Source organism: Microbacterium sp. MMO-35 (assembly GCF_037147555.1).
Lineage (GTDB): Bacteria > Actinomycetota > Actinomycetes > Actinomycetales > Microbacteriaceae > Microbacterium.
The window spans coordinates 427,107-449,597 of record NZ_JBBCVH010000001.1 but is presented as its reverse complement, the minus strand read 5'-3'; the positions used below and the strand labels follow the sequence as shown (position 1 = coordinate 449,597).

The following is a 22,491-nucleotide window of genomic DNA, read 5'->3' as shown; positions in this document are numbered from 1 at the left end:
TGGCAGCGCCGCCGCGAACACGACGCAGGAGATTCGGGCCATCCATCGGCGATCTGTGCCGAACCCTGCGGGATCTCCTGCGTTGTGTTCAGAGGAGGGGGCTGAGCTCGGTCGAGAGTGCCCACGCCTGTGACGGGAGTGACTGGTGAGGCGCGACACGCCGCCGCAAAACGTCAAAACCCGCGAAATGACGCGGAAATCCAGGGTTTGGTTGATACATTCAAGGCGGTCGTTCGACCAACGGGGGGCATCCGCCCATCCGGAACTCTGATACGAAGCGACGGGATCCCGTCGCTGGAGGATGAAATGGCTGACAAGTCCATCACCAAGACCGAGCTCGTCGCGAGCATCGCCAGCGCCACCGGCCAGAGCCAGGCTGCGGTCTCCGGCGTTCTCGACGCCCTGTTCGCCACGGTCTCGGACGCTGTTGCCAAGGGCAGCAAGGTCTCGATCCCGGGCTGGATCTCGTTCGAGCAGGTCGCGACCGCCGCTCGCACGGGCCGCAACCCGCAGACCGGCGCCGAGATCAAGATCCCGGCCGGCAAGCGCGTCAAGGTGACCGCCGGTTCCAAGCTCAAGGCTGCCGTCAAGTAATCCGGCTCCGCCTCGCAAGGCCGTCCCTTCGGGGGCGGCCTTCTGCGTGTCCGGACGGGTCGCGATCTCGGGGCGGCCCGATCGCGTCGGCGGAGTCACGGGGCGCGAACGGCGTGCGCCCGGGACGCCGGATCCGGACGGCCCGCACAGGAGACGCGCCTAGGCTGGAGGGGTGAATCGCCCCTCCACCGGGGTCCGCCCCCAGGCCGGGACGGGCGCCGACCGCACCGCCCTGCCCGCCGGATCCTCGACCCTGCGGATCGCGGGGCCTGTGATCCTCGTGGGCGCGGCGGTCCTCGCCGTTCTCGCCGGACTCGCCTTCGGCGGGGGTGCGGCGCCGAACCTCCTCCTCGACCCCGGTCCCGTGGTGCGCTGGGGGCTGCCGGTCGTCAAGGCTCTCAGCAACCTGGGCGCGGCGGCGATGCTCGGCTCGCTCGTGCTCGCCCTCTTCGCGCTGCGCAGCGGGGCGCGGTCCTTCGAGATCGCGCTCGACACCGCCTCGATCGGCGCCGCGGTCTATACCGTCGCCAGCGCCGTCGCCGGCCTCTTCACCTTCCTGCAGACCCTCGGCGTCAAGCTCAGCGCCGGCCCCGAGTTCGGCGCGCAGCTGGGGCGGTTCCTGCTCGAGCTGCCCCTGGGACAGGCGTGGCTGATGACCGTGCTCGCGGGCGCCGTGATCACGATCGCCGCGTTCGCGTTCCGAGGCTGGACCGCGACCCTGCTCACGGCGGTCCTCGCCGCCGCATCGTTCATCCCGCTCGCCACGCAGGGGCACGCCGGCGACCTCAGCGGTCACGACGCCGCCGTGAACTCGCTGCTGCTGCACACGGTCGGCGCGGCCGTCTGGATCGGCGGCCTCGTGCTGCTCATCGTGCTGCGCGGATCCCGCAGCGAGCTGAGTGACCCCGCGGTCGCCGCGCCCGCAGCCGACGCGCCCGCGGCCCAGACGCCGAAGCCGGGGAAGAAGGGCAAGGCGCCGCGGGGCGGCCTCACCTTCGCAGCGGTCGTGCGCCGCTACTCCTCGCTCGCCCTGGTCGCCTACATCGTGGTGGCGGTGTCCGGCGTCGCGCGATCGATCGTCGCGGTGGGCGACTGGGCGGGCATGCTCACGCCCTACGGCGGCCTCATCGTGGCGAAGGCGGTCGTGCTGATCCTGCTCGGCGCGCTCGGCGCCCGCTATCGCACGCGTCTCATCCCGAAGCTCGAGACGAAGGGATCCGGCCCGTTCTGGACCCTGGTCCTGCTCGAGCTCGCGTTGATGGGCATCGCCTCCGGACTCGCCGCCGCGCTGTCGCGCACCCCGCCGCCGGCCGGCCTCGAGGCCCCGGCCGTGCGCACGCCGGCCGAGATCCTCACCGGAGCAGCCCTGCCGCCCGAGCTCACCCCCGTGCGCTGGCTGACGATGTGGAACCTCGACCTCATCTGGGCCGTCGCCGCGGCACTCGGCGTCGCGCTGTACCTGCTGGGGGTGCGCCGGCTGCGCAAGCGCGGAGACGCCTGGCCCGTCCACCGCACGGTCTTCTGGATCCTCGGCATGGTGGCCCTCGTCTGGGTCACCGGCGGCGCGATCAACGCGTACCAGGAGTACCTGTTCAGCGTGCACATGCTCGGGCACATGATGCTGTCCATGGCGATCCCGCTGCTGCTCGTGTCCGGAGCCCCGGTCACGCTCGCGCTGCGCGCGATCGACAAGCGCGACGACGGCACGCGCGGCGGACGGGAATGGATCCTGTGGGCCGTGCACTCCCCGTTCTCGCGGGTGGTCACGAACCCGTTCGTGGCGGCGGCGATCTTCGTGCTCTCCCTGTGGGCGTTCTACTTCACCGATCTCGTGCGCTGGGCCATGACCGACCACATCGGGCATGAGTGGATGACCGCGCACTTCCTCATCTCGGGCTACCTCTTCGTGCTCAGCCTCATCGGGGTGGATCCGGTGCCGCGGCGGCTTCCCTATGCGGGGCGGCTCATCACGCTCATCGCCGTGATGGCCACGCACGCCTTCTTCGGCATGGCGATCATGATGCAGTCGGGGCTGATGGTCGCGGAATGGTTCGGGGCGATGGGACGCACCTGGGGTGCGACTCCGCTGCAGGACCAGTACGTCGGCGGCGGCGTCGCCTGGTCGGTGGGGGAGATCCCCACCCTGATCCTGGCGATCACGGTCGCCATCCAGTGGAGCCGCAGCGACGCCAAGGTGCAGAAGCGCCAGGACCGGGCGGCGGACCGCAGCGGCGACGCCGAACTGGCGGAGTACAACGCGCGGCTTGCCGCGCTGGCCGAGAAGGATCGCCGGTCCGCCACCCGGTGACGCGACCGAGGGGAGTCAGCCCTCGGATCCAGGAGGGTTGGCGGACTGCTCCGGCGAGGTGATGCTGATCGAGGCGGATCCGTCCGGCAGGAACCGGATCGTGCCGTCCACCTGGAACGGCACGTCCTCGTCGACGTGCGAGACGCTGCCGTCGTAGAGCGACTTCACGTCGAGCGTCACGTGCGCGGTGGCGGAGGTCGGGGGGATCCGCCAGCCGTCGGCGTCCGCCTCCAGCGCCACCACCGGATCGGCCACCATGCTCCAGACAGGGCCGGCGGTGACGCGGTTCGACACGGTGAGGCCGAACGGGCACCCCGTGGGCTGCAGCACGGTCTGGGTCGTGCACTGGTCGAGGAACTCGTTGACCCGCTGCTGCACGACCTTCACGAATCCGTCCGTGGGCTTCGCCTGCACGTCCAGCGGCACGTCGGCCAGCGGTTTGTCCGCCAGCACGCCCAGTCCGGGCGCCGTGGCGGTCGACGTCTTCACCGACACCGAGTACAGGCCGGGGGAGAAGACGAGCATCGGCACCGCGTCGCGCGCCGAGGAATCAGCGCCGTTCGCCGCGATCTGCCGGCGGTCGAGCTCGAAGCCGTTGACCGAGAACCGGTCGGACCCGCGCACGGTGAGCGAGATGACGGCGAGCGGGCTCTGGGCGAACCGCCACGACGGCGCGACGCCGATCCAGCCCTCCCGTGCGATCAGGAAGGTGCTGGTGCCGGCATGGCCGCCGGCCTTGTACTGCACGGTGACAGCGGTCGATTCGCCCTGCGGATGCTCGTCGGTGACGACGACGTCGGTGAGGGACCCCAGCGCGGCCTGGCGCAGGAGGGCGTCCGACGCGGAGCGGAACGTGCTGCTGTCGAGATCGCCGTGCCCGATCGCGACGCCGGGCAGGCGCAGCGCGTCGGCGGCGCGCCCCTCTGAGAGCAGCGTGAGGTAGCGGGTGACGAACGCCGAGGGGCTGTAGAACTCCCGGTAGACGGTGAGCCCGCCGGCTGCGAGCGCCGCCACGAGCACGACGCCGACCACGGCGAGCAGTGTGAGGTCGGACCAGAGGGGGGCACGACGACGCGCCGTCCGCGCCCGGCGCGACCGCACGCCTGGCGCCAGCACCCCCGCCGACTGCACCATGTGCGCAAGTCTACGAAAGCCCTCCTGCGCGAACCCCGGGAGGCTCGCCCCGCATCGGTCGGCTTCTCCGGGAATGCGAGGCTGCGGGCGCCCGGTCCGACCGGCCCGCAGCGGGTAGACTCCGAGGACCGTGAGCACGCCGAACCTCTCCGCCGAACAGGAAGAACTGTTCCGGCTGATCGAGGACACCCGGGAGCACGTCTTCATCACGGGCCGTGCCGGCACCGGCAAGTCGACGCTGCTGCAGCACTTCGCCTACAACACGCAGAAGCAGATCGCCGTGTGCGCCCCGACCGGCGTGGCCGCGCTGAACGTCGAGGGGCAGACGATCCATTCGCTGTTCCGGCTGCCGATCGGCCTCATCGCCGACAGCGAGATCGACCAGTCGGATGCGACCCGCAAGATCCTGAACGCGATCGACACGCTCGTGATCGACGAGGTGTCGATGGTCAACGCGGATCTGATGGACGCGATCGACCGTTCGCTGCGCCAGGCCCGCGGCCGCCGCGCCGAGGCGTTCGGCGGGGTGCAGGTGGTGATGTTCGGGGATCCGTACCAGCTGGCGCCCGTGCCCCCGCGCGGAGACGAGCTGCGCTACATCCAGGACCACTACCGCTCGTTCTGGTTCTTCGACGCGAAGGTATGGACCGGCGGCGAGGCCACCGACGGGCTGCTCGACATCGGCACGCACGGCGCGACGCTGCACGTGCGCGAGCTCGTGCACATCCACCGGCAGTCCGACGCCGGGTTCAAGGCGATGCTGAACGCCGTGCGCTACGGCCGGGTGACCGCGGAGATCGCCGGGGCACTCAACGACGCGGGCGCACGGACGCCCCCGGATCCGGCCCCGGGCGAGATCCCGATCATCACGCTCGCGACACGCAACGACATCGTGAACGGCATCAACGCCCGCCATCTCGCCGCCCTCCCCGGCAAGGTGCAGAAGGCGCGGGCCGACATCTCCGGCGACTTCGGCCGGGGCGAGGCGAACTACCCGGCCGATCAGGAGCTGCAGCTCAAGGAGGGCGCGCAGGTGATGTTCCTGCGCAACGACATCTCGGCGATGCCGGAGCCGCCGCGCTGGGTGAACGGCACGATCGGGACGGTCGTGCGCATCCTCGGCGACGCCGTGCGCGTGGAGATCGACGGCGAGGAGGTCGACGTCGAGCCGGCCGTCTGGGAGCGGTACCGCTACATCTACAACCCCGGCACGAAGACGCTCTCCCGGGAGGTGGTCGCCGAGTTCACCCAGTTCCCGCTGCGGCTCGCCTGGGCGGTCACGATCCACAAGTCGCAGGGCAAGACCTACGATCGGGCGGTCGTGGATCTCGGATCCGGTGCGTTCGCCCCGGGGCAGACCTACGTCGCGCTGTCGCGGCTGACCTCGCTGGAGGGCCTGTACCTGTCCCGTCCGCTGCGCCCCCGCGACATCCGCGTCGACGAGGACGTGCGCCGCTTCATGCGCGCCGCCTGGGAGGCCCGTCAGGGCGACTCCACGCCGCAGGTCGGGTCCTAGTCGCGCACCCGGTGTGACCTCGCGGGGACGATCCCGGTTCAGCGACGCACGTGAGCCGCGAGGATCTCGGCGATCTCGGGAGGTGCGGTGCCACGTAAGTGCTGGCGTCGGTGCGCAGAAGCAACGACTGTTAGACGATGACCAGTTCCTCGGATACGTGCAGGTCGAAGGTGATGCCACCGACGTGTCCATCGCGCAACCGCGCCGGGGTGCCGCCGTTCATCGGCGGCGCTCCGATCCCTGTTCGTTTTCGTGGGATCGATCCGGGATCTCGACCGGATAGTCAGTTTGCGCGGATAGGGTCGAATTCATGGCGGAGCCCAGGGTGGATGTCCCCAGCGTTGGAGTAGATGCGGTCGAACGTCCCTCCCGCGCCATCGCGATCGCCACTCTCTGTAGTGTGATCCTCTTGCTCGCTCTCTCGCTCTTTCACGCTGTCGTCACGAATGCGGCGGGTCTCGTCACGGCAGTCACTGGGAGATGGGACTGGGCGGAGTGGGACTACCTGGGGCTCGTCGCGCTGCTGGCGGCAGTACTTCTCGTGCACGCCGCTCAGGACGAGCGCGCAATGTTCCCGCGGACCATCGCCACCGCGGCGGTTGTGCTGGGATCGGCCGATTGCTTTCTGATGTATTGGAAGTGGGTCCTGCTCGCGCCCCCTCCGCTCAACGAGTCGGAGCCGAGCTGGCTCGCTGTCGCTGCGAACTTCAGGTTCGTCCTCACCCTGATGCCCTTCGCAATGGCATTCGTCGCGGGATTCGTCATGCGCCGTGTCGATCACACCTCTGCGCGGTTCCGGGTCGGCATGACGGCAATCGTCGTCGGGACCGCAATGCTCCTGATCGCACTGGCCATGTGGATGCCGAGGCTGGCGGCGTCGGCCGGGGACGGATCGATCGGGTGATACCGACCAACCGCTCTTAACCCGAGGCTGTTCTCACCGCAGGGAATCTGCTCCGCAGCTCGTGCTGATCCGCAGCCGCGCTGACGAGCCGGGTGACTACACCACCATCGACGGCCGCCGAGTCGAAGTACACGTCGCGGGGGCCTGCTCCGGGCTGCGTTCCGCGTTCCACGACACGTCGGGCTCGATCTCCTCGTCACCGATGGCACCCGCACCCGTGCCGAACAGGCCGTACCACTTCGACGGGTCGCCATTCCGCTGCTCGGCGGGTGCTGGGATCCTGTACCCATGACACGGCTCAGCGGTGCTCCGGGCGGGCGCGTCCCGGCGGCGGGAGGACCGGGCCTGCGTGACGCCCTGATCGGCATCGGGATCCTGATGGCCGCGCTCTGCCTCGTCGAGCTCGCCGTCCCCTCGTCGTCGCGGGGGTTCGGGGGGTCGCTTCTCGACGGCGCCCTGGTCGCCGTCTACACCGTGACCGGCCTGCTCGCCTGGTCGCGCCGCCCGCGCAACCGCGTCGGGCGGCTGATGCTGCTGACCGCGCTGGCGCTGTGGGCGTCGCGCACGCAGGACGACGACCTCCCGGCCCTGCACGTCCTCGGCACGCTGACGTCCAGCCTGCCGCTGGCGCTGCTGCTGCACCTGCTGCTCGCCTTCCCCTCCGGGCGGCTGCCGAGCCGCGCCGCGCGCGCGGTCGTGACGGTCGCGTATCTCGTCTCCGTGGCGCCGCAGATCGTCGTGGTGCTGCGGCCTGCGGTGACCGAGGTCGCCTGGACGCTGCAGGCGGCCGTGGGCATCGGCACGCTCCTCGTCACCGTCGTGCTGTGCGGCCGCGGGCTCGCGCGGATGCCCGCGCTGCCGCGGCGTCAGCTGCTGCCGTTCGTCGGCTACGGGTGCGCGGCGCTCGCCGTGATCGCGGCGACCGTCGTGGTCCTGCACCTCGACCCCCGCGTCGGAGCTCAGCAAGCGGCCGACGTGGTGCAATCGGTGATGCTCGGCGGCCTGCCGATCTCCTTCCTCGTGGGGCTGACGTTCGGGGCGTTCGGGCGGGCGGGCGAGGTCGCCGAGGCGGCGGCGGGCATCGCGGCGGCATCCGTGGAGCCGGCGCTGCTCGACACCCTCGCGGCACGGGCGCTCGGCGACCCCGGCGCCCGCGTGCTCTGGGCCTCAGGCGCGGATGAAGCGGGATCCTCCCGCTTCGTCGACAGCGGCGGACGCCCGGTCGTGGTGCTCCCCGAGCGCGGCTGGTGCCCGATCGGCCCGCCGGAGGCGCCCACCGGCGCGCTCCGGTACGACCCCGCGCTGATCGCGGATCGGAACCTGGTCGCGACCGTCGCGGCGCCGCTCGGCGTCGCGATGGACAAGCAGCGGCTGATCGTCGAGCTGCGCTCCGCGGTGCAGCGGCTCGAGGTTGCGGCGGAGGAGCTGCAGACCTCCCGGCGGCGGATCGTCATCGCGGCCGACGCCGAGCGCCGCCGCATCGCCCAGGACCTCCACGACGGCGCCCAGCAGCGGATCGTCCTCGTCGGCATCGACGTGCAGCGGCTGGCCCGGCAGGCGGACGACCCCTCCTACGTCCGGTCCGAGGCGGCGCGGATCGCCGAGCACTGCGGCTCCCTCCTCGACGAGCTGCGCGGTCTCGTCGACGGGCTCCTGCCGAGCCGGCTGCAGGACCACGGCCTGGAGGCCGCGATCGCGACCCTGGCGGACCGGATCCGGATCCCGGTGCGGATCGAGATCGACTCCCCGCTCGGCCGGCTGGACGCCGAGGTCGAGTCGACGGGCTACTTCGTGATCGCGGAGGCGCTCACGAACGCGGTGAAGCACGCCGGAGCACGGCAGATCGCGGTCGCCGTGGCCCTGCGCGACGGCCGGCTGCAGATCGCGGTGAGCGACGACGGCAGGGGCGCGGCCGGGGCGGTCCCGGGATTCGGGATGCGCAGCCTCCGGGATCGGGTGGAGCCGCTGGGCGGGACGGTGGCGCTGGAGTCCGCACCGGGCGGCGGGACGACGCTGCGGGCGCAGGTGCCGCTGCGATAGTGCGAGCGATGCGGAGATGCCGCCCGCTCACCGGTCCAGATAGCGCATGACGGCCAGGACGCGGCGGTGGTCGTCGGGATCCGGCGGCAGGTCGAGCGAGACGAAGATGAGCGCGATGCTGCGCGCGACGGCCTTCTCGGTCACGAAGAGCTCGCGCGCGATGCGGGCGTTGCTGTAGCCCTGCGCCATCAGCTGCAGCACCTCCAGGCGCCGCGGCGTGAGCCGGGCGATGCCGCCGTCGGTGTGATCGCGCACTTCCCGGCGCACCATCGAGGAGATGACGTCGGAGTCGATGCTCGAACCGCCGGCGGCGACCCGCTGCACGGACTCGAGGAAGTCGTCGAGGTCGAGGATGCGCCGCTTGAGCAGATAGCCGATCCCGGCGGCGCCGTCGGCCAGCAGCTCCATCGCACCGGTGGCGTCGACGTACTGGGAGAGCACGATGACCGCCGTCCCCGGAAGCTCCTGGCGGATCCGGCGGGCGGCGCGCAGGCCGTCGTCGGTGAAGTCCGGCGGCATCCGGATGTCGGTGAGGACGAGGTCGGGGCGGTGGGCCCGCGCCTTGCCGAGCAGATCGTCCGCGTCGCCCGCGGTCGCGACGATCTCGTGCCCCTCGTCCGTGAGGATCCGGGAGATGCCCTCCCGCAGCAGGACCTCGTCCTCGGCGATGACGACGCGCATGCCTGCTCCTGACTGACGGGTGGGGATCCGGGGCGGTGACCCGACAGTACCCGAGCGGAACCGCCGCCCACACCCCTCGGTGCGGACGGCGGTCCGGATCCCTCTCCTTCGTCAGCCGGCCGGGACGATCGGCTTGATGTCGACGATCTTGGGCAGGCTGGCCTTCTCCTGGTCGGTCAGAGGGCGCTCGGCGCTGTCGTACAGCACGTCGGCGTCCGCGCGAGGGATGTCGAAGTGCACGCCGGCCAGCTTCCAGGTGGTCTTGCCGAGCTTGACCGTGAAGTCGCCCGTCACCCGCTCGGTCAGCACCCGCGACCACATGTTGAAGTTCTTGTAGGCGCCCACCTCGTACGACTGGACCTTGGTCTCCTCCTTGGTGCTGGACCAGGAGCCGCCGTACTTGTGGGTGAGTCCCGCCTCCAGGATCCCGTTGATGGTCAGCTTCGCCGACCCGGTGGTCTCGACGGACGAGGTCGTGCCGGCCGCGACCTTGGTGGTGACGCTTCCCTCACGGGCCTTGTCGGTGTTGTTCGCGCCCCCGGCGACCAGCCGGACCTGAGGCGTGCCCTCCTCCTTCGTGACGGGCAGGAACGTGCACGACGCCAGGCCCGAGACGCAGGTCTGGTTGAGCAGCTCGGCCTGTCGCTGGGCATCCGAGGCCGGCACCGTGATCTCGGAGAAGTCCTTCTCCGAGATCGTCAGCTGTCCGCTCAGCCCCTGATTGTGGACGGTGAACGCGTCGCCGGCGTCCGTGCGGATGCTCGTGCCGCTCACGGCGTCCACGACGAGCGTGACCTGGAAGGCGGAGATCCGCTCGGAACCGTTGCCCAGGGCCTCGCGGTAGTTGAACGTGAGCGTCGTCTCGCCGCGCTTGAGGAGGTAGTAGACCTTCTCGTAGTGGTAGGACTGCCCCGGCGCGATCTTCGTGCCGGTCGGCGCGTAGCCGTCCCGGTCGCCCGCGCCGTCGATCCCCTGCAGCTCCAGGGTGTGCTTGGTCGTGTTGACGATGTCGAACCCGCGGGTGACGTCGGCCGTGGCGGCTGCGGCGCGCGGCGTCGCAGCCGACGCGGGCGCCCCCGTGGCCACGCCGATGGCGACCGATCCGAGCACCGTCGTGGCGATCAGGCCGGTGCCGAGCAGCCGGCGAGTGGTCTTCTTCGTGGTGGTGTCCATGGTGTTCCTTCTGTTCTCTCGCCCCTGAGGGGATGTCGTCGCCTCCCGTCCGGAAGCTCTTCTCATACGCTAGAAACCGGCGGTCTCGCGGCCGATGGGCGTGCCACCACAGCGATGTGGTGCAGGCACCACATCGTGGGGCAGGGTGTGGATCTCCACCCGTCCACCCGCGGATCTCCACCCCTGGGCGGTGCCCGCGGAAGGCGGATCCGGGGAGCATCGAAGACATGAACCTCTCGATCGTCTCGAACGTCCTGCTGATCCTCCTCGCCGTCGGCTTCGTCGCCGTGCGGCAGATGACGTGGCGCCCCGTGCTCGGAGCGCGCGACTGGATGCTGCCCGGGATCATCGCGGTGATCGGGGCGGTGCTGTCGCTGCAGACGCTGAGCGGGCAGGTGATCGGAGTCATGGACGTGGTCGCCCTCGTGGTCGAGCTCGTCGTGGCCTTCGCCCTCGGCACCGCCATGGGCGCGATGGCGCACATCCGCCGCATCGCCCGTCCCGCCGGCTACCAGCCCGCCGCAGGGCTCTCCGACCGGGCCGCCGCGCAGGCCGCCGCCGAGTTCGAGACCCGCACCGGACCGTGGGGGCTCGCGCTCTGGGTCGTGCTCATCGGCGTCCGGGTCGGCCTCATGTTCGCCTTCGAGCAGCTGGGCTCGCACATCGGCGTCGCGACCGGGCTCATCCTCATCGTGCTCGCCGCGAACCGCGCGGCCCGGGTGGTCGTGCTGCACCGCCGGGTCGACGCGCTGCGCCGCACGAGCGCGCCGAGCGGATCCGCGCGCATCATTGTTCCGTGACCCGAATCCCGCTGCGCATCCAGCCCATGACGGGCTGGAGCGCCGCCGTCAACACCGCGGGCCTGCTCGGCGTCGGCTGGGTGCTCTGGCGCGTCGCGCCGGAGACCGCACCCTGGGTGGTCTGGCTGTTCGGCGCCGGCCTCGTGGCGTGGGCCGTTCGCATGGCGCTCGCGGTGCGGATCGGCGCGACCGGCGGTGACCCGGCGGCGCAGTCCGGCCCGGGAGCCGCGCCGGACGGGCGGACCGCCGGGCGCAGCAGGGTGCCGGCCGGCGTCGCCCCCGCACTCCTGGTGGTGATGGGCCTCGCCGGCTCGCTCACCGCGGTGCCGACCCAGGGGCTCGGCACCGCTCTGCTCGTCGTGACGGTGATCCTGCTCACGAGCGACGCCGCGGTGGGCCCCGGCACGTGGATCACGGCGGCGGTCCTGGGCGCGCTGGGCGTGGCTGCGGGGGCGCTGCTCACCGCGGCGGGGTACGCGGGCACGGTGACCGCTTCGGCGCTCGGTCTGCTCACCATCCTCGCGGCCCTCGCGCTCGCGGTCGTCGTGGGCCTGGGGCGGCGCGCCCAGCGCGTGCTGCTCGCCGAACGGGAGCGCGCGAACGCCGAGGCGGTGCGGGCACAGGCCACGGCGCATCGCGTCTCGATCGCCCGGGATCTGCACGACGTGCTCGCGCACAGCCTGGGCGGCCTGGTCGTTCAGCTCGACGCGGCCGAGGCGCTGCTCGAGGCGGGCGACGCGGAGCGCGCGGCGGCACGGGTGGCGGCGGCGCGGCGCCTCGCCGTCTCCGGCCTGGACGAGGCGCGCGAGGCCGTCCGAACTCTGCGCGGACCGGAGCAGGACGACACCGAGGCGCCGGTGCCCGCGGTGGTTCCCGTCGAGCTCGCTCGTCGCCTCGACGCGCTGCTCGACCCGGAGGACACGGCCGGCGCCCGCCTCACCGAGACCGGCGCCTCGCGTCCGGTGCCCGCGGCGCTCGCCGACGCACTGGTGCGCGCCGTGCAGGAGGGGCTGAGCAATGCGCGCAAGCACGCGCCGGGGCGCGCCGTGCGGATAGCACTGGTCTGGCATCCTGACCGGGTGGAATGCACCATCGACAACGCGGTCACCGGCGGCAGGCAGGACGACAGGGCGCTCGCGGCGACCGGCGGCGGCTTTGGCCTGCCCGGCGTGCGGGAGCGGTTCGGGGAGGTGGGAGGCACCGTGCGCGCGGGCGTCGTGACCCTGGACGACGGGGGAGACGTCTTCCGGCTCCGCGTGGAGGCCCCCGCATGAGCGCCCGGATCCGGATCGTGCTCGCCGACGACCAGGCGATCATCCGCGACGGGCTGGAGACCGTGCTGGGCCTGGTCGACGACTTCGAGGTGGTCGGAACCGCCGCAGACGGCGCCGAGGCCGTCGCGCTCGTCGCGGCGACCCGCCCCGATGTCGCGCTCATGGACCTGCGCATGCCGGTGCTGGACGGCGCCGCCGCGACCCGGCTGGTGACGGCGGAGACCCCGGGGACCGCGGTGCTGGTGCTGACGACCTTCGCCGACGACGCCGACATCGTCGCGGCGCTCCAGGCGGGCGCCCGGGGCTACCTCACCAAGGACGCGGGCAGGGCCGAGCTCGCCGCCGCCATCCGCGCCGTCGCCGCGGGTCAGAGCACGTTCTCCGCTCCGGTGCGCGACGTGCTCCTGGGGCGCATCGGCGCTGCGGGCGCCGCGGGCGCCTCGGCGGCCGAGCTCTCCGGATCCGTCCCCGATCCGGTCTCGGAGGAGGCGCTGGCGGAGCGCTTCCCCGCTCTCACCGGCCGCGAGCGCGAGGTCTACGCGCTCGTGCTGCAGGGACGTTCGAACGCAGAGATCGCCGCCGCGCTCTTCGTCGGCGTCGCGACCGTGAAGACGCACATCAACGCGCTGTTCGCCAAGCTCGGCGTGCGCGATCGGGCGCAGGCGATCGCGCACGGACTCGGCACCACCGCGGAGAGGTGACCGGGCGGATCCCCGGGTGATCACGATCCGGATCCGAAGCGCGGGATCATCCGGAGGGATGACGTCTGCGCAGAGGAGCGCCGTCTACAATCGTGGGGGATGTCAGGGGGGGCGAATGGGTCGGAACATCAGGCGGCGGGTGGGTGCGCTGATCACAGGGGCCGTCGCGGCGGCGCTCGTGCTGAGCGGCTGCTCCGGCGATGTCGCGACCCCGGCGTTCACCCCGAAGACGCAGACCGAGGGGGATCTGCCCTCCGATATGAGGGACCAGCTCAAGGGCGCCGTCGAGCGCGCGATGGCGGCGAGCGGTTCGAGCGGGGCGATCCTGGGCGTGTGGGCGCCGTGGAGCGGCTCCTATGTCACGGGCCTCGGCACGGTCTCGGCCGAGGACAAGGATCCGGTCAGCGCCGACATGTCGTTCCGCATCGGCGACGTCACCCGCCTGATGACCTGCGACGTGCTGTACGCGCTCGCCGATCGCGGCACGGTCAAGCTCGACGCGAGCATCACCGAGTACGTGTCCGGTGTGCCCGACCTGCAGGACGTCACGCTGCTCGACCTCTGCAACGGCACCGGCGGCATCGGCTCGTCCGAGGCCACCGCCATGCCGATGTGGCTGAACAACCCCGACCGGCAGTGGGAGCCGAAGGAGCTGGCGTCCTACGGCCTCGCGCAGAACCGCACCCCGCCGCACACCGGCTACCGAGACTCCGACGCCGGGTTCCTGCTGCTCGGGCAGGCGCTGGAGCGCGCCACCGGTCAGACGGCCGCGCAGCTCATCCACGAGTACGTGGCCGCGCCCCTGGGCCTGAACGCGACGTCGCTGCCCGGCCCGCAGGCGGCCGCCCCGTCGCCCTCGCCGGCGCTCAAGGGGTCGTTCCTCCCGCAGGTCGACGGCGCGCTGCAGTGCGCCAAGCCCACCGACATCACGGTCAGCTCGTCGAGCAACGGGTACACGGATTCGGGCGTGGTGTCCACGGTCGCCGATCTCGGCCGGTACATGCAGGCGGAGGCGGCGCAGGCGCTGCGCGTGAAGAAGACGCCCCAGCGCTTCGGATCCCCGCTGCCCGTCGCCGACGGCGCGCCGAGCTGGTACAAGGCCACCGGGGGCGCGTACCTCGTCGGCTCCATGATCGGCCAGCACGGCGGCACGCCCGGGTACCTCACCGGGGCCTACTCCGACCCGACGACCGGCTTCACGGTCGTCGTGGTGCTCAACGACTCGACCGTCGGATCCGCCTTCATCGGCGACCTCGCCTTCGAACTCGCCGCGATCGCCTCCAAGGCGCCCGCGGGAAAGGGCGGCAAAGCCCCCGAGTTCGCACTGCCGTTCACCGCGGAGGACTACGCTAAGGCGGTCGACAGCCTGGCCGTCTGCCCGCTCCCGCAGGGCTGACCGGGTTCGTTCGACGCCTCCCCGTGCTCCGACGGTTCCCGCAGCCGGACGAAGCACTGCACGACCGCGAGGAGCGAGCATGGCCATCGTCGACAACGGCATCTATGTGGACGGCGTCCGCACCGACACCCCGCACACGCTGGACGAGACCTTCGAGCTCATGCATGCCCGCGGCGGCATGGGCTGGATCGGCCTGTACCGGCCCAGCGAGGAGGAGGTGCGCCAGGTCGCGGCGGAGTTCGGCCTGCACGAGCTCGCCGTCGAGGACGCCCTCACCGGTCATCAGCGCTCCAAGCTCGAGCGCTACGGGGAGACCCTGTTCATCGTGCTGCGGCCCGCGCGGTACCTCGACGCCACGGAGGAGGTCGAGTTCGGCGAGCTGCACGTGTTCGTCGGACCCAACTTCGTGGTGACCATCCGGCACGCGGAGACGCCGAGCCTCACCCGCGTGCGCGGACGCATGGAGCACGCTCCGGAGCTGCTCGCGGGCGGCCCCGAGGCGGTGCTGTACGCGATCCTCGACGAACTCGTCGACGAGTACACCCCGGTGCTCAACGGTCTGGAGAACGACATCGACGAGATCGAGGCGCAGCTGTTCCTCGACGACTCGGACGTCACGCAGCGCATCTACGAGCTGTCGAGCGAGGTCATCGACTTCCAGAAGGCGACCCAGCCGCTGCAGCCGATGCTGGAGGCGCTGCTGCGCGGATCCGCGAAGTACTCCGTCGATCTCGAGCTGCAGCGCTATCTGCGCGACGTGCTCGACCACATCCTGACCCTGTCGGAGCGGGTGTCGACGTTCCGGGCGAACCTCGACAACGCGCTCACGGTGGAGGCGACGATCGTCGCCCGGCGGCAGAACGAGGAGATGCGCCGGATGACCGAGGAAAGCATCCGTCAGGGCGAGGAGGTGAAGAAGATCTCCAGCTGGGCGGCCATCTTCTTCGCCCCCACCATCGTCGCCGGTATCTACGGCATGAACTTCGAGGTGATGCCCGAGCTGAAGTGGGCCGCCGGGTACCCCATGGCGATCGGCCTGATGGTCGGCGGGGCCTTCGTGCTGTACCTGGTGTTCAAGAAGCGCGGCTGGCTCTGACCGGATCCGGAACCTTGGCGGTCTGACCCTCGTTCAGGTCGCACTATCTGCTCTGAAACCCGCGCGGGAAGAGCAGAAATCGCGACCTAAACCAAGGGAGGACCAACCCCACCGGGGGAGGTCAGCGCCCGGCGCCGGTCAGGGAGATCACCGCGAGGGCGGTCGCGGTGACGAGGATCCAGAGGATCGCGCCGAGCACGAGCGGTCGCCAGCCGGCGCGGCGCAGCGCTGCCGCATCTGTGGACAACCCGATGCCGGCCATGGCGGTGGCGATGAGGAATCCGCTGGCGTGCACCATCGCCGCACGCGGGCCGGCCGGGATCGCTCCGAGGGATCCGAGCACCGCGACGACCAGGAACCCCACGAGGAACCACGGCACCAGGCCGATCACGCCGCGCAGCGTCATCCGCCGGCCGTCGGCGGCCCTGCGCGACTCGATCACGGACAGCCCCACCGAGATCGGGATGATCATCAGCGTGCGCACCAGCTTCACCACGACCGCGAAGCCCAGCGCCGCGGCGCCGAAGACGCTCGCCGTCGCGACCACGCTGCTCGTGTCGTTCACCGCGGTGCCGGCCAGCAGCCCGAAGGTGTGCGGATCCAGCCCGAGTGCGTGGCCGAGCAGGGGGAAGAGCACGACGGCGAGGATGTTGAACACGAAGATCGTCGACACCGCGTAGGACACCTCGGCACTGAGAGCGCCGATGACCGGGGCGACGGCGGCGATCGCCGAGGCGCCGCAGATCCCCGTGCCCACCCCGATCAGGGTGCGCAGCCGCGGCGCGACGTGCAGCGCCCGACCGATCAGCCACGCGGCGAGGAGGCACACGACGAGGGTGGACAGCATCACGGGCAGCGACTCCGCGCCGACCCGCAGGATCGCCTCGAGCGAGAGCTGAGCGCCCAGCAGCACCACGGCCACCTGCAGCAGGAACTTCCCGGAGTACTCGACCCCGGGCACGAACCGCGCTCCGGGGCGTCGGATCACGGCGACGACCACTCCGATCACGATCGCGGGGAGGGCAGAGCCGAGCACGGGCACCGCGGCGCCGATCAGGGTGGCGACGATGGCGATCGGCACGGTGAGCGCCAGCCCCGGCAGCACCTCGACCCCGCGCAGGGCGAGACGGGCCGGAAGGGTGCGGGCGGGGCGGAACATCATGGATCCAGGCTCGTCCGCCTGCGGCTTCCGCGGTATCCGGCTAGGCTCGATAGGGGTACAGGCAGAGACTGTGGGGTGACGATGGCGGACGGATCGATGCCGGACCTCGGCTCGCTCGAACTGCTGGTCGCCGTCGTGCGCACCGGATCCATCTCGGCCGCCGCGCGCGAGACCGGGGTGACCCAGCAGTCCGCCTCCACGCGCCTGCGCGCCGTGGAGCGCCAGCTCGGTCTGTCGCTGTTCCACCGCGCCCCGTCCGGGACCCGTCCGACCCTGGAGGGCGAGGTCGTCGCCTCCTGGGCCGACGACGTGCTCGCCGCGGCCGCGCGTTTCCGCACGGCGACCCGCACGCTGCGCGGCGAGAGCGCCGCCCGGCTCACGGTCGCCGCGAGTCAGACGGTGTCGGCGCGGCTGCTGCCGCTCTGGCTCGTGGCGCTGCGCCGGAACCAGGTCGCCGCGGGGCGGACGCCGACGGCCGTGCAGCTCCTCTCCGGCAACAGCACCGATGCGGAGGCGCTCGTACGCGACGGGCACGCCGACCTCGCGTTCATCGAGTCGAGCGAAGTGCCGTCCGACCTCGGCACCACCACGGTCGACAGCGACGAGCTCGTCCTCGTGGTCGCGCCGGAGCACCTGTGGAGCGGCCAGGGCCCCGTCGCCTTCGAGAAGGCCGCCGCGGAGCCGCTCGTGGCCCGCGAGCAGGGCAGCGGCACCCGGCGCGCGTGGGAGGACGAGGTGCGGCGGCGGCTCGGCCGCGACGCAGCGGAGCCGGCGGTGGTGCTGCCGACCTCCGCGGCCGTGCGCTCGGCCGTCGCCGACGGGCTGGGGGCCGCCGTCCTGAGCCGCAGGGAGGCGGCGGACGACATCCGCCTCGGCCGGCTGCGCGCCGTGCGCACGACCGGCGAGCCGGTGGTCCGGCCGATCACCGCCCTCTGGCGAGGCGGAGCGCGGGATCTGCCGATGGCAGGGCGGGAGCTGATCGACGTCGCCGTGCAGACGGCCCGGGAGCAGGCGCGCCCGGGCCGCGGTACTCTCTGATCGTCGCCACGGAAGGAACCGGATGCCCCCGCTCGTGCTCTTCGGTCTCACCGCCGTGCTGCTGTGGTCGATCGTGTCCCATCGCTTCGAGCGGTGGGGCGTGGCGGGACCGGCGATGCTGCTCGTGCTGGGGGCCGCCACCACGGTGTGGGACCTGCCGACCTACGCGGCCGCCCTGGACGCTCCGATCACCGAGAAGATCGTCGAGGTCATCCTGTCGATCCTCCTCTTCGCCGACGCGACCGAGGTGCGCGGCGGCATCTTCGGCGGTGAGGGCAGGGTGACCGCGCGCCTCGTGCTCATCGCGCTGCCGCTGTCGCTCATCCTCACCGCCATCGCCGGAGCCTTCCTCCTCCCCGAGGCGCTGGTGGCCGCCGTGGTCATCGCCTGCGTGATCATGCCGACCGATTTCGCCCCGGCGACGCGCCTGCTGCGCAGCAGGCTGCTGCCGGAGCGCATCAGGGCGATCCTGAACGTGGAGAGCGGCTACAACGACGGCCTGGTCTCCCCGATCTTCGGCATGGCGCTGCCCATCGCCGTCGTCATCGCCCCGCTCGTCGAGAAGATGGTCGCGACCGGATCCGACACGGTCACCGTGGACGACAAGGATCTCGATCACAGCGCCGAGAAGTTCGCGGAGGCGTTCGTCAACGCGGTGCCCGCGACGGTCACGGCGATCGTGATCGGCGTCGTGCTGGGCGGCGTCATCGGCCTGGCGCTCCGGGCGGCCCGCAGTCGGGGCATCGCGAACGAGGGCGGCGCGCGCTACGCCATGCTGCTGCTCCCGCTCATCGCCTACGCCATCGCGACGATCCCGGCGATCGAGGCCAACGGCTTCGTGGCGGCGTTCGTCGCGGGCCTCATCTACCGCGTCGCGCGCACGCGCGGCATGCAGGAGCGGGTGATCCCGCATTCCGAGCTGCTGCTGGTCGAAGAGGTCGGCACCCTCACGGCGAACTTCGTCTGGTTCATGCTCGGCGGGGCCGCCCTCGTCGCCTTCACGTCGTCGTTCGACTGGCGGATCCTGGTGCTCGCCCTCCTCGCGCTCACCCTGCTGCGGCTCGGGCCGGTGTACCTGTCGCTCCTGGGCAGCTCCGTCAGCCGCGGCGACCGCGTGCGCATCGGTCTGCTCGGTCCGCGTGGCACGGCCTCCATCGTCTTCGGCCTGCTCGCCTACAACGCCTTCGAGACCGACAGCGTCGAGGCCGACGCGGTGCTGCTGGTCATGGTCGTCACCGTCGTCGGCAGCATCCTGCTGCACGGCGTCGCGGCGCCGTTCGCGCTGCGGGCGCTCGAGAAGCGGCGCGTGGCCCAGGGCTGAGCGGGCGCACGGCCCCGAGGTCACCGGCCCTCGACGCCCGGCGACGGGTCAGGGGGCGGAGAGCCCGAGGTGCCGGTACAGCAGGACCATGGCGAACGGGATGCCGCCGTCGAGGGCGTCGGCCACGTGCCCGGCACCCGGCACCTCGTGGAACGTCGTGGTGAAGCCCGCCTCCTCCGCGAGCCGGGCGTTGCGCTTCGCACCGGGGAGGAAGCCCGGATCCGCTCCGCCGACGGTGAACACCGCGAGATGGCCGGCGAACCGTCCCCTGTTCTCCGCGATCCCCGCCTCGGGCCGGAGGGCGTCGAAGGCCGCCTCGTCCCCGCCGAAGAGCTTCTTGATCGCCCCGGCACGCCATTCCACGCCGGGGTACTCGTCCGGCGAGATGCTGACCACGTTGCCCCAGATGTCGGGATGGCGGGTGGCCCACGTGAAGGCGCAGGCGCCCCCGTTGGAGTAGCCCATGATCGTCCAGTCCCGGTGGTCGAGGCTGACGTTCAGGTTCTTCGTCGCGAAGGCGGGGATGTCGACGTTGAAATAGGCGGGGACATCGCCGTAGGCGGCCGTCTTCGCGCAGACCGGGTCCGGGCCCGTGTCCAGCTCGCCCCCGGGCCCGAGCTGATCCGCGACGATGACGATGGGCGCGAGGCCCTTGTTCTTCGCTGCGAGGTCGTCCAGGGCCTTCGCGATGAACGTGGCGTTCGGGGATCCCGGATGGCCCATCATCATGACGATCAGGGGGAGTCGCGGCGGGTGGGCCGTGCGCGCGGCGGGCGGAAGGTAGAGGAGCGCGTCGCGGGGGGTGAACCCGCCGGTCGACGCGATCGCATGGCTGCCGCTGAGCACCGCGGTCTCGCCGGTCTTGGGCATGTCGGCCGGCGGGCTCCACGTCTTGTACAGCGGTCCGCTCGACGACTCGGTCGGGACGGGCTCGGGCAGCACGTCGATCTTGTCGTCGGAGGCGATGCCGAGCACGGAGCCGACGGTGGTGTTGATGCCGAAGGCGGCGTTGACGCCGAGCGCCGTCGAGAGCAGGGCGAGGAGCACGAGCAGCGCCGCGACGATCTTGCGCCACACTCCGCGCTCCCACAGCGAGACGATGCCGAGGAGGATCGCGGCGAACCCTCCGGGGATCCAGAACCCGCAGGCGAACGGCAGGGCGGGGCCGAAGAGGTGGGTCGCGTTCACGAAGGTCACGAGCGCGACGCCCAGCCCGATCCCGACAGCCGCCGCGATCACGATCCGCCACAGCCAGGACGGCGTGGGACGCCGGACGAGCAGGAGGATCGCGGCGAGGATCGTCACCCCCCAGACGGTGAGCGGGAGGGGGCCGTCGATGACGTTCAGCTTGAAGAACCAGGTCATCGCGGCTCCAGTCCAGGGCGGCGTCATCACGGGGCGGGACAGGAGAAATATAGCCCTCGGGGTCCGCGGCCCCCGGAGCGGGGTCTGACGGGGGTCCGGCGCCCCCGGCGCTCAGTAGGATCGCCGCATGGCGAGAAAGAGTTCCCCGGCCTCGCGGGACGAGCCCCGGCCCGTCGGCACACCGACGGCGGACGACGGCGATGCCGCAGCGGACGCGGAGGCGCCGTCCGCCGCCCGCCGGTCGCGTCGCGATTTCCTCCGTCTCGGTGGCCTGACCGCCGCGGGGGCGGTCGTCGGCGGCGGCGCGGGAGCGGTGGCCGGGTACGCGCTCGGCCAGCGCAGCGGCTTCGACGAGGCGCTCTCCGACTACGGTCAGCTGGCCCCGCGGCACGCCCCCGGATTCGACCACATCGTGGTGCTGATGGGAGAGAACCGCTCCTTCGACAACCTGCTCGGCTACCTCTACACGAAGGAGACCCTGCCCGAGGGGGAGGAGTTCGACGGGCTCGACTTCGGCGAGTACTTCAACGAGCTCGACGGCGTGCGCTACGACGCGCACGTCTACGAGGGCCCGACCGACCAGATCATGACCTGGCCGGATCCGGATCCGGGCGAGATGTATCCGCACGTCAACACGCAGCTGTACAACGTGATCGATCCGGCCGAGAACGCCGACCTGTACGAGGGCGGCTTCCGCGCGCCGTACAACCACCCGGGTCCGGGCGAGGCGCCCACCATGAGCGGCTTCGTCACCGACTACCAGGTGAACCTCCTGCGGCTCAAGCACGGCAAGGAGCCCACGGAGGACGAGCGCAAGCGCATCATGGGCTCGTTCTCGCCCGAGATGCTGCCGACGGTCTCGACGCTCGCGCGCGAGTTCGCGGTCTTCGACCACTGGTTCTGCGCGGTGCCGTCGCAGACGTTCTGCAACCGCACCTTCTTCAACGCCTCGACCTCGCACGGGTTCGTCACGAACCACGAAGGGGGCGACTACGACAAGTGGCTGAACGCGCCGAAGTCGCCGACGATCTTCAACCGTCTTGAGGAGGCGGGGCTGAGCTGGAAGGTCTACTTCGACGAGGTGCAGATGGTCTCGTTCACCGGCGTGCTGCACGCTCCGGTGCTCGAGAAGTTCTGGCGGACCGAGCACTTCGGCACGATGGACGACTTCTACGCCGACGTCGAGCACGGCGAGCTGCCCGCGTACGCCTTCGTCGAGCCGCGCATGATCTACGACCACAACGACTTCCACCCGCCGTTCGGGGCGCGCAGGGAGAGCGACGTCGACGGATCCGAGATCATCAACAGCGCGTTCTCGGATGTGCGCGCCGGAGACGACCTCGTGCACGACATCTACGACGCGATCCGCCGCAGCGCGTCGCCGCAGGGCTCCAACGCGGTCAACACCCTGCTGCTGATCACCTTCGACGAGCACGGCGGCACCTACGACCATGTCGTCCCGCCCAAGGCCACGCCGCCGGACAACTCGGGCGCCGGCGAGATGGGGTTCGAGTTCGACCGCCTCGGCTGCCGCGTCCCCGCGATCGCCGTGTCCGCGTACACCCGCAAGGGAACGATCATCCACGACGAGATGCATCACGGATCCGTCATCGCCACGCTCACCCGGCTGCACGGGCTCACCCCGCTGACCCGCCGCGACGCGACCGCGAACGGACTGTTCGAGATCATCAACCTGGAGAAGCCCCGCCACCCGGCGGACTGGCCCGTGACGACCTCGCGGTATCTGCCCCCGAACCCGGAGTCGAGGCCACCGCATCCGGCGCACGCCCACGCGACGAAGCCGCTGACCCCGCCCGCGCAGGGCCTGCTCGGGCTGCTGCTCGCGCGCTACGGCCTGCCCGAGGACAAGCAGCCGCAGACGTTCCTGGATGCCTACAACCTGCTCCACAAGCACGGCAAGGGGCTGTTCGGCCCTCCCGACGAGGACTGAGCGGAGCGGGCGTCGTCGGTGCGCCCTGGGGGCGTCC

Annotated in this window: 18 protein-coding genes; 13 read left to right on the top strand and 5 right to left on the bottom strand. The window is 71.4% G+C overall.

All coding sequences use genetic code 11. The features are described 5' to 3' along the window. Nucleotides 1–306: 306 nt before the first annotated feature. Entirely contained in the window at nt 307–594 is a 288-nt protein-coding gene (locus WFJ01_RS01980; RefSeq protein WP_045250850.1) for an HU family DNA-binding protein, read from the top strand. Between the two features lie 271 nt (nt 595–865). Then, the gene (locus WFJ01_RS01975; RefSeq protein WP_336628192.1) at nt 866–2,902 is read left to right on the top strand and encodes a cytochrome c oxidase assembly protein; all 2,037 of its coding nucleotides are present in this window, start codon (nt 866–868) and stop codon (nt 2,900–2,902) included. 15 nt (nt 2,903–2,917) lie between these two features. On the opposite strand, the gene WFJ01_RS01970 is transcribed toward WFJ01_RS01975, so the two are convergent. Continuing rightward, nucleotides 2,918–4,036 carry a hypothetical protein gene (locus tag WFJ01_RS01970; protein ID WP_292882730.1) on the bottom strand — a complete coding sequence of 373 codons (1,119 nt, stop codon included), beginning with the start codon at nt 4,034–4,036 and terminating at the stop codon, nt 2,918–2,920. A 130-nt stretch (nt 4,037–4,166) separates the two neighbouring features. Here WFJ01_RS01970 and WFJ01_RS01965 point away from each other — a divergent pair, with 130 nt between their 5' ends. The 3 genes from WFJ01_RS01965 to WFJ01_RS01955 all read left to right on the top strand — a co-directional run bounded on the left by WFJ01_RS01965 (nt 4,167) and on the right by WFJ01_RS01955 (nt 8,496). Then, complete coding sequence (locus tag WFJ01_RS01965; protein WP_251443433.1) at nt 4,167–5,552, top strand: ATP-dependent DNA helicase; 1,386 nt, start codon at nt 4,167–4,169, stop codon at nt 5,550–5,552. Between the two features lie 310 nt (nt 5,553–5,862). Then, nucleotides 5,863–6,456, top strand: a complete 594-nt coding sequence (locus WFJ01_RS01960) for a hypothetical protein (protein ID WP_336628050.1) — start codon at nt 5,863–5,865, stop codon at nt 6,454–6,456. 288 nt (nt 6,457–6,744) lie between these two features. Beyond that, nucleotides 6,745–8,496, top strand: a complete 1,752-nt coding sequence (locus WFJ01_RS01955) for a sensor histidine kinase (RefSeq protein WP_336628049.1) — start codon at nt 6,745–6,747, stop codon at nt 8,494–8,496. Nucleotides 8,497–8,523: 27 nt separating this feature from the next. Here WFJ01_RS01955 and WFJ01_RS01950 read toward each other — a convergent pair whose 3' ends face one another. Both WFJ01_RS01950 and WFJ01_RS01945 read right to left on the bottom strand, forming a co-directional pair. After that, nucleotides 8,524–9,177, bottom strand: a complete 654-nt coding sequence (locus WFJ01_RS01950) for a response regulator transcription factor (protein ID WP_251443422.1) — start codon at nt 9,175–9,177, stop codon at nt 8,524–8,526. A gap of 111 nt (nt 9,178–9,288) precedes the next feature. After that, nucleotides 9,289–10,350, bottom strand: a complete 1,062-nt coding sequence (locus tag WFJ01_RS01945; RefSeq protein WP_336628048.1) for a hypothetical protein — start codon at nt 10,348–10,350, stop codon at nt 9,289–9,291. A gap of 227 nt (nt 10,351–10,577) precedes the next feature. On the opposite strand from WFJ01_RS01945, the gene WFJ01_RS01940 reads away from it, so the two are divergent. The 5 genes from WFJ01_RS01940 to WFJ01_RS01920 all read left to right on the top strand — a co-directional run bounded on the left by WFJ01_RS01940 (nt 10,578) and on the right by WFJ01_RS01920 (nt 15,617). Then, nucleotides 10,578–11,150 carry a hypothetical protein gene (locus WFJ01_RS01940; RefSeq protein ID WP_251443416.1) on the top strand — a complete coding sequence of 191 codons (573 nt, stop codon included), beginning with the start codon at nt 10,578–10,580 and terminating at the stop codon, nt 11,148–11,150. Beyond that, a complete protein-coding gene (locus WFJ01_RS01935) occupies nt 11,147–12,424 on the top strand; it encodes a sensor histidine kinase (RefSeq protein WP_336628047.1) in 1,278 nt (425 codons plus the stop codon). Before WFJ01_RS01940 ends, WFJ01_RS01935 begins: the two co-directional genes overlap by 4 nt. Next, nucleotides 12,421–13,125: a response regulator transcription factor gene (locus WFJ01_RS01930; RefSeq protein WP_336628046.1), complete on the top strand. Its 705-nt coding sequence runs from the start codon at nt 12,421–12,423 to the stop codon at nt 13,123–13,125. The genes WFJ01_RS01935 and WFJ01_RS01930 overlap by 4 nt, the downstream gene beginning before the upstream one ends. Nucleotides 13,126–13,240: 115 nt before the next feature. Further along, a complete protein-coding gene (locus tag WFJ01_RS01925; protein ID WP_336628045.1) occupies nt 13,241–14,521 on the top strand; it encodes a serine hydrolase domain-containing protein in 1,281 nt (426 codons plus the stop codon). A 79-nt stretch (nt 14,522–14,600) separates the two neighbouring features. After that, entirely contained in the window at nt 14,601–15,617 is a 1,017-nt protein-coding gene (locus WFJ01_RS01920; RefSeq protein WP_292882754.1) for a magnesium and cobalt transport protein CorA, read from the top strand. Nucleotides 15,618–15,738: 121 nt separating this feature from the next. Here the strand turns inward: WFJ01_RS01920 and WFJ01_RS01915 are convergent, their stop codons facing one another. Then, complete coding sequence (locus WFJ01_RS01915) at nt 15,739–16,779, bottom strand: YeiH family protein (RefSeq protein WP_336628044.1); 1,041 nt, start codon at nt 16,777–16,779, stop codon at nt 15,739–15,741. Nucleotides 16,780–16,860: 81 nt separating this feature from the next. Here WFJ01_RS01915 and WFJ01_RS01910 point away from each other — a divergent pair, with 81 nt between their 5' ends. Then, nucleotides 16,861–17,817 carry a LysR family transcriptional regulator gene (locus WFJ01_RS01910; RefSeq protein ID WP_336628043.1) on the top strand — a complete coding sequence of 319 codons (957 nt, stop codon included), beginning with the start codon at nt 16,861–16,863 and terminating at the stop codon, nt 17,815–17,817. 22 nt (nt 17,818–17,839) lie between these two features. Then, nucleotides 17,840–19,138 carry a cation:proton antiporter domain-containing protein gene (locus WFJ01_RS01905; protein WP_336628042.1) on the top strand — a complete coding sequence of 433 codons (1,299 nt, stop codon included), beginning with the start codon at nt 17,840–17,842 and terminating at the stop codon, nt 19,136–19,138. Nucleotides 19,139–19,186: 48 nt separating this feature from the next. Here WFJ01_RS01905 and WFJ01_RS01900 read toward each other — a convergent pair whose 3' ends face one another. Next, a complete protein-coding gene (locus WFJ01_RS01900; protein ID WP_336628041.1) occupies nt 19,187–20,503 on the bottom strand; it encodes an alpha/beta hydrolase in 1,317 nt (438 codons plus the stop codon). Between the two features lie 127 nt (nt 20,504–20,630). On the opposite strand from WFJ01_RS01900, the gene WFJ01_RS01895 reads away from it, so the two are divergent. Next, entirely contained in the window at nt 20,631–22,454 is a 1,824-nt protein-coding gene (locus tag WFJ01_RS01895; protein WP_336628040.1) for an alkaline phosphatase family protein, read from the top strand. Nucleotides 22,455–22,491 lie beyond the last annotated feature (37 nt).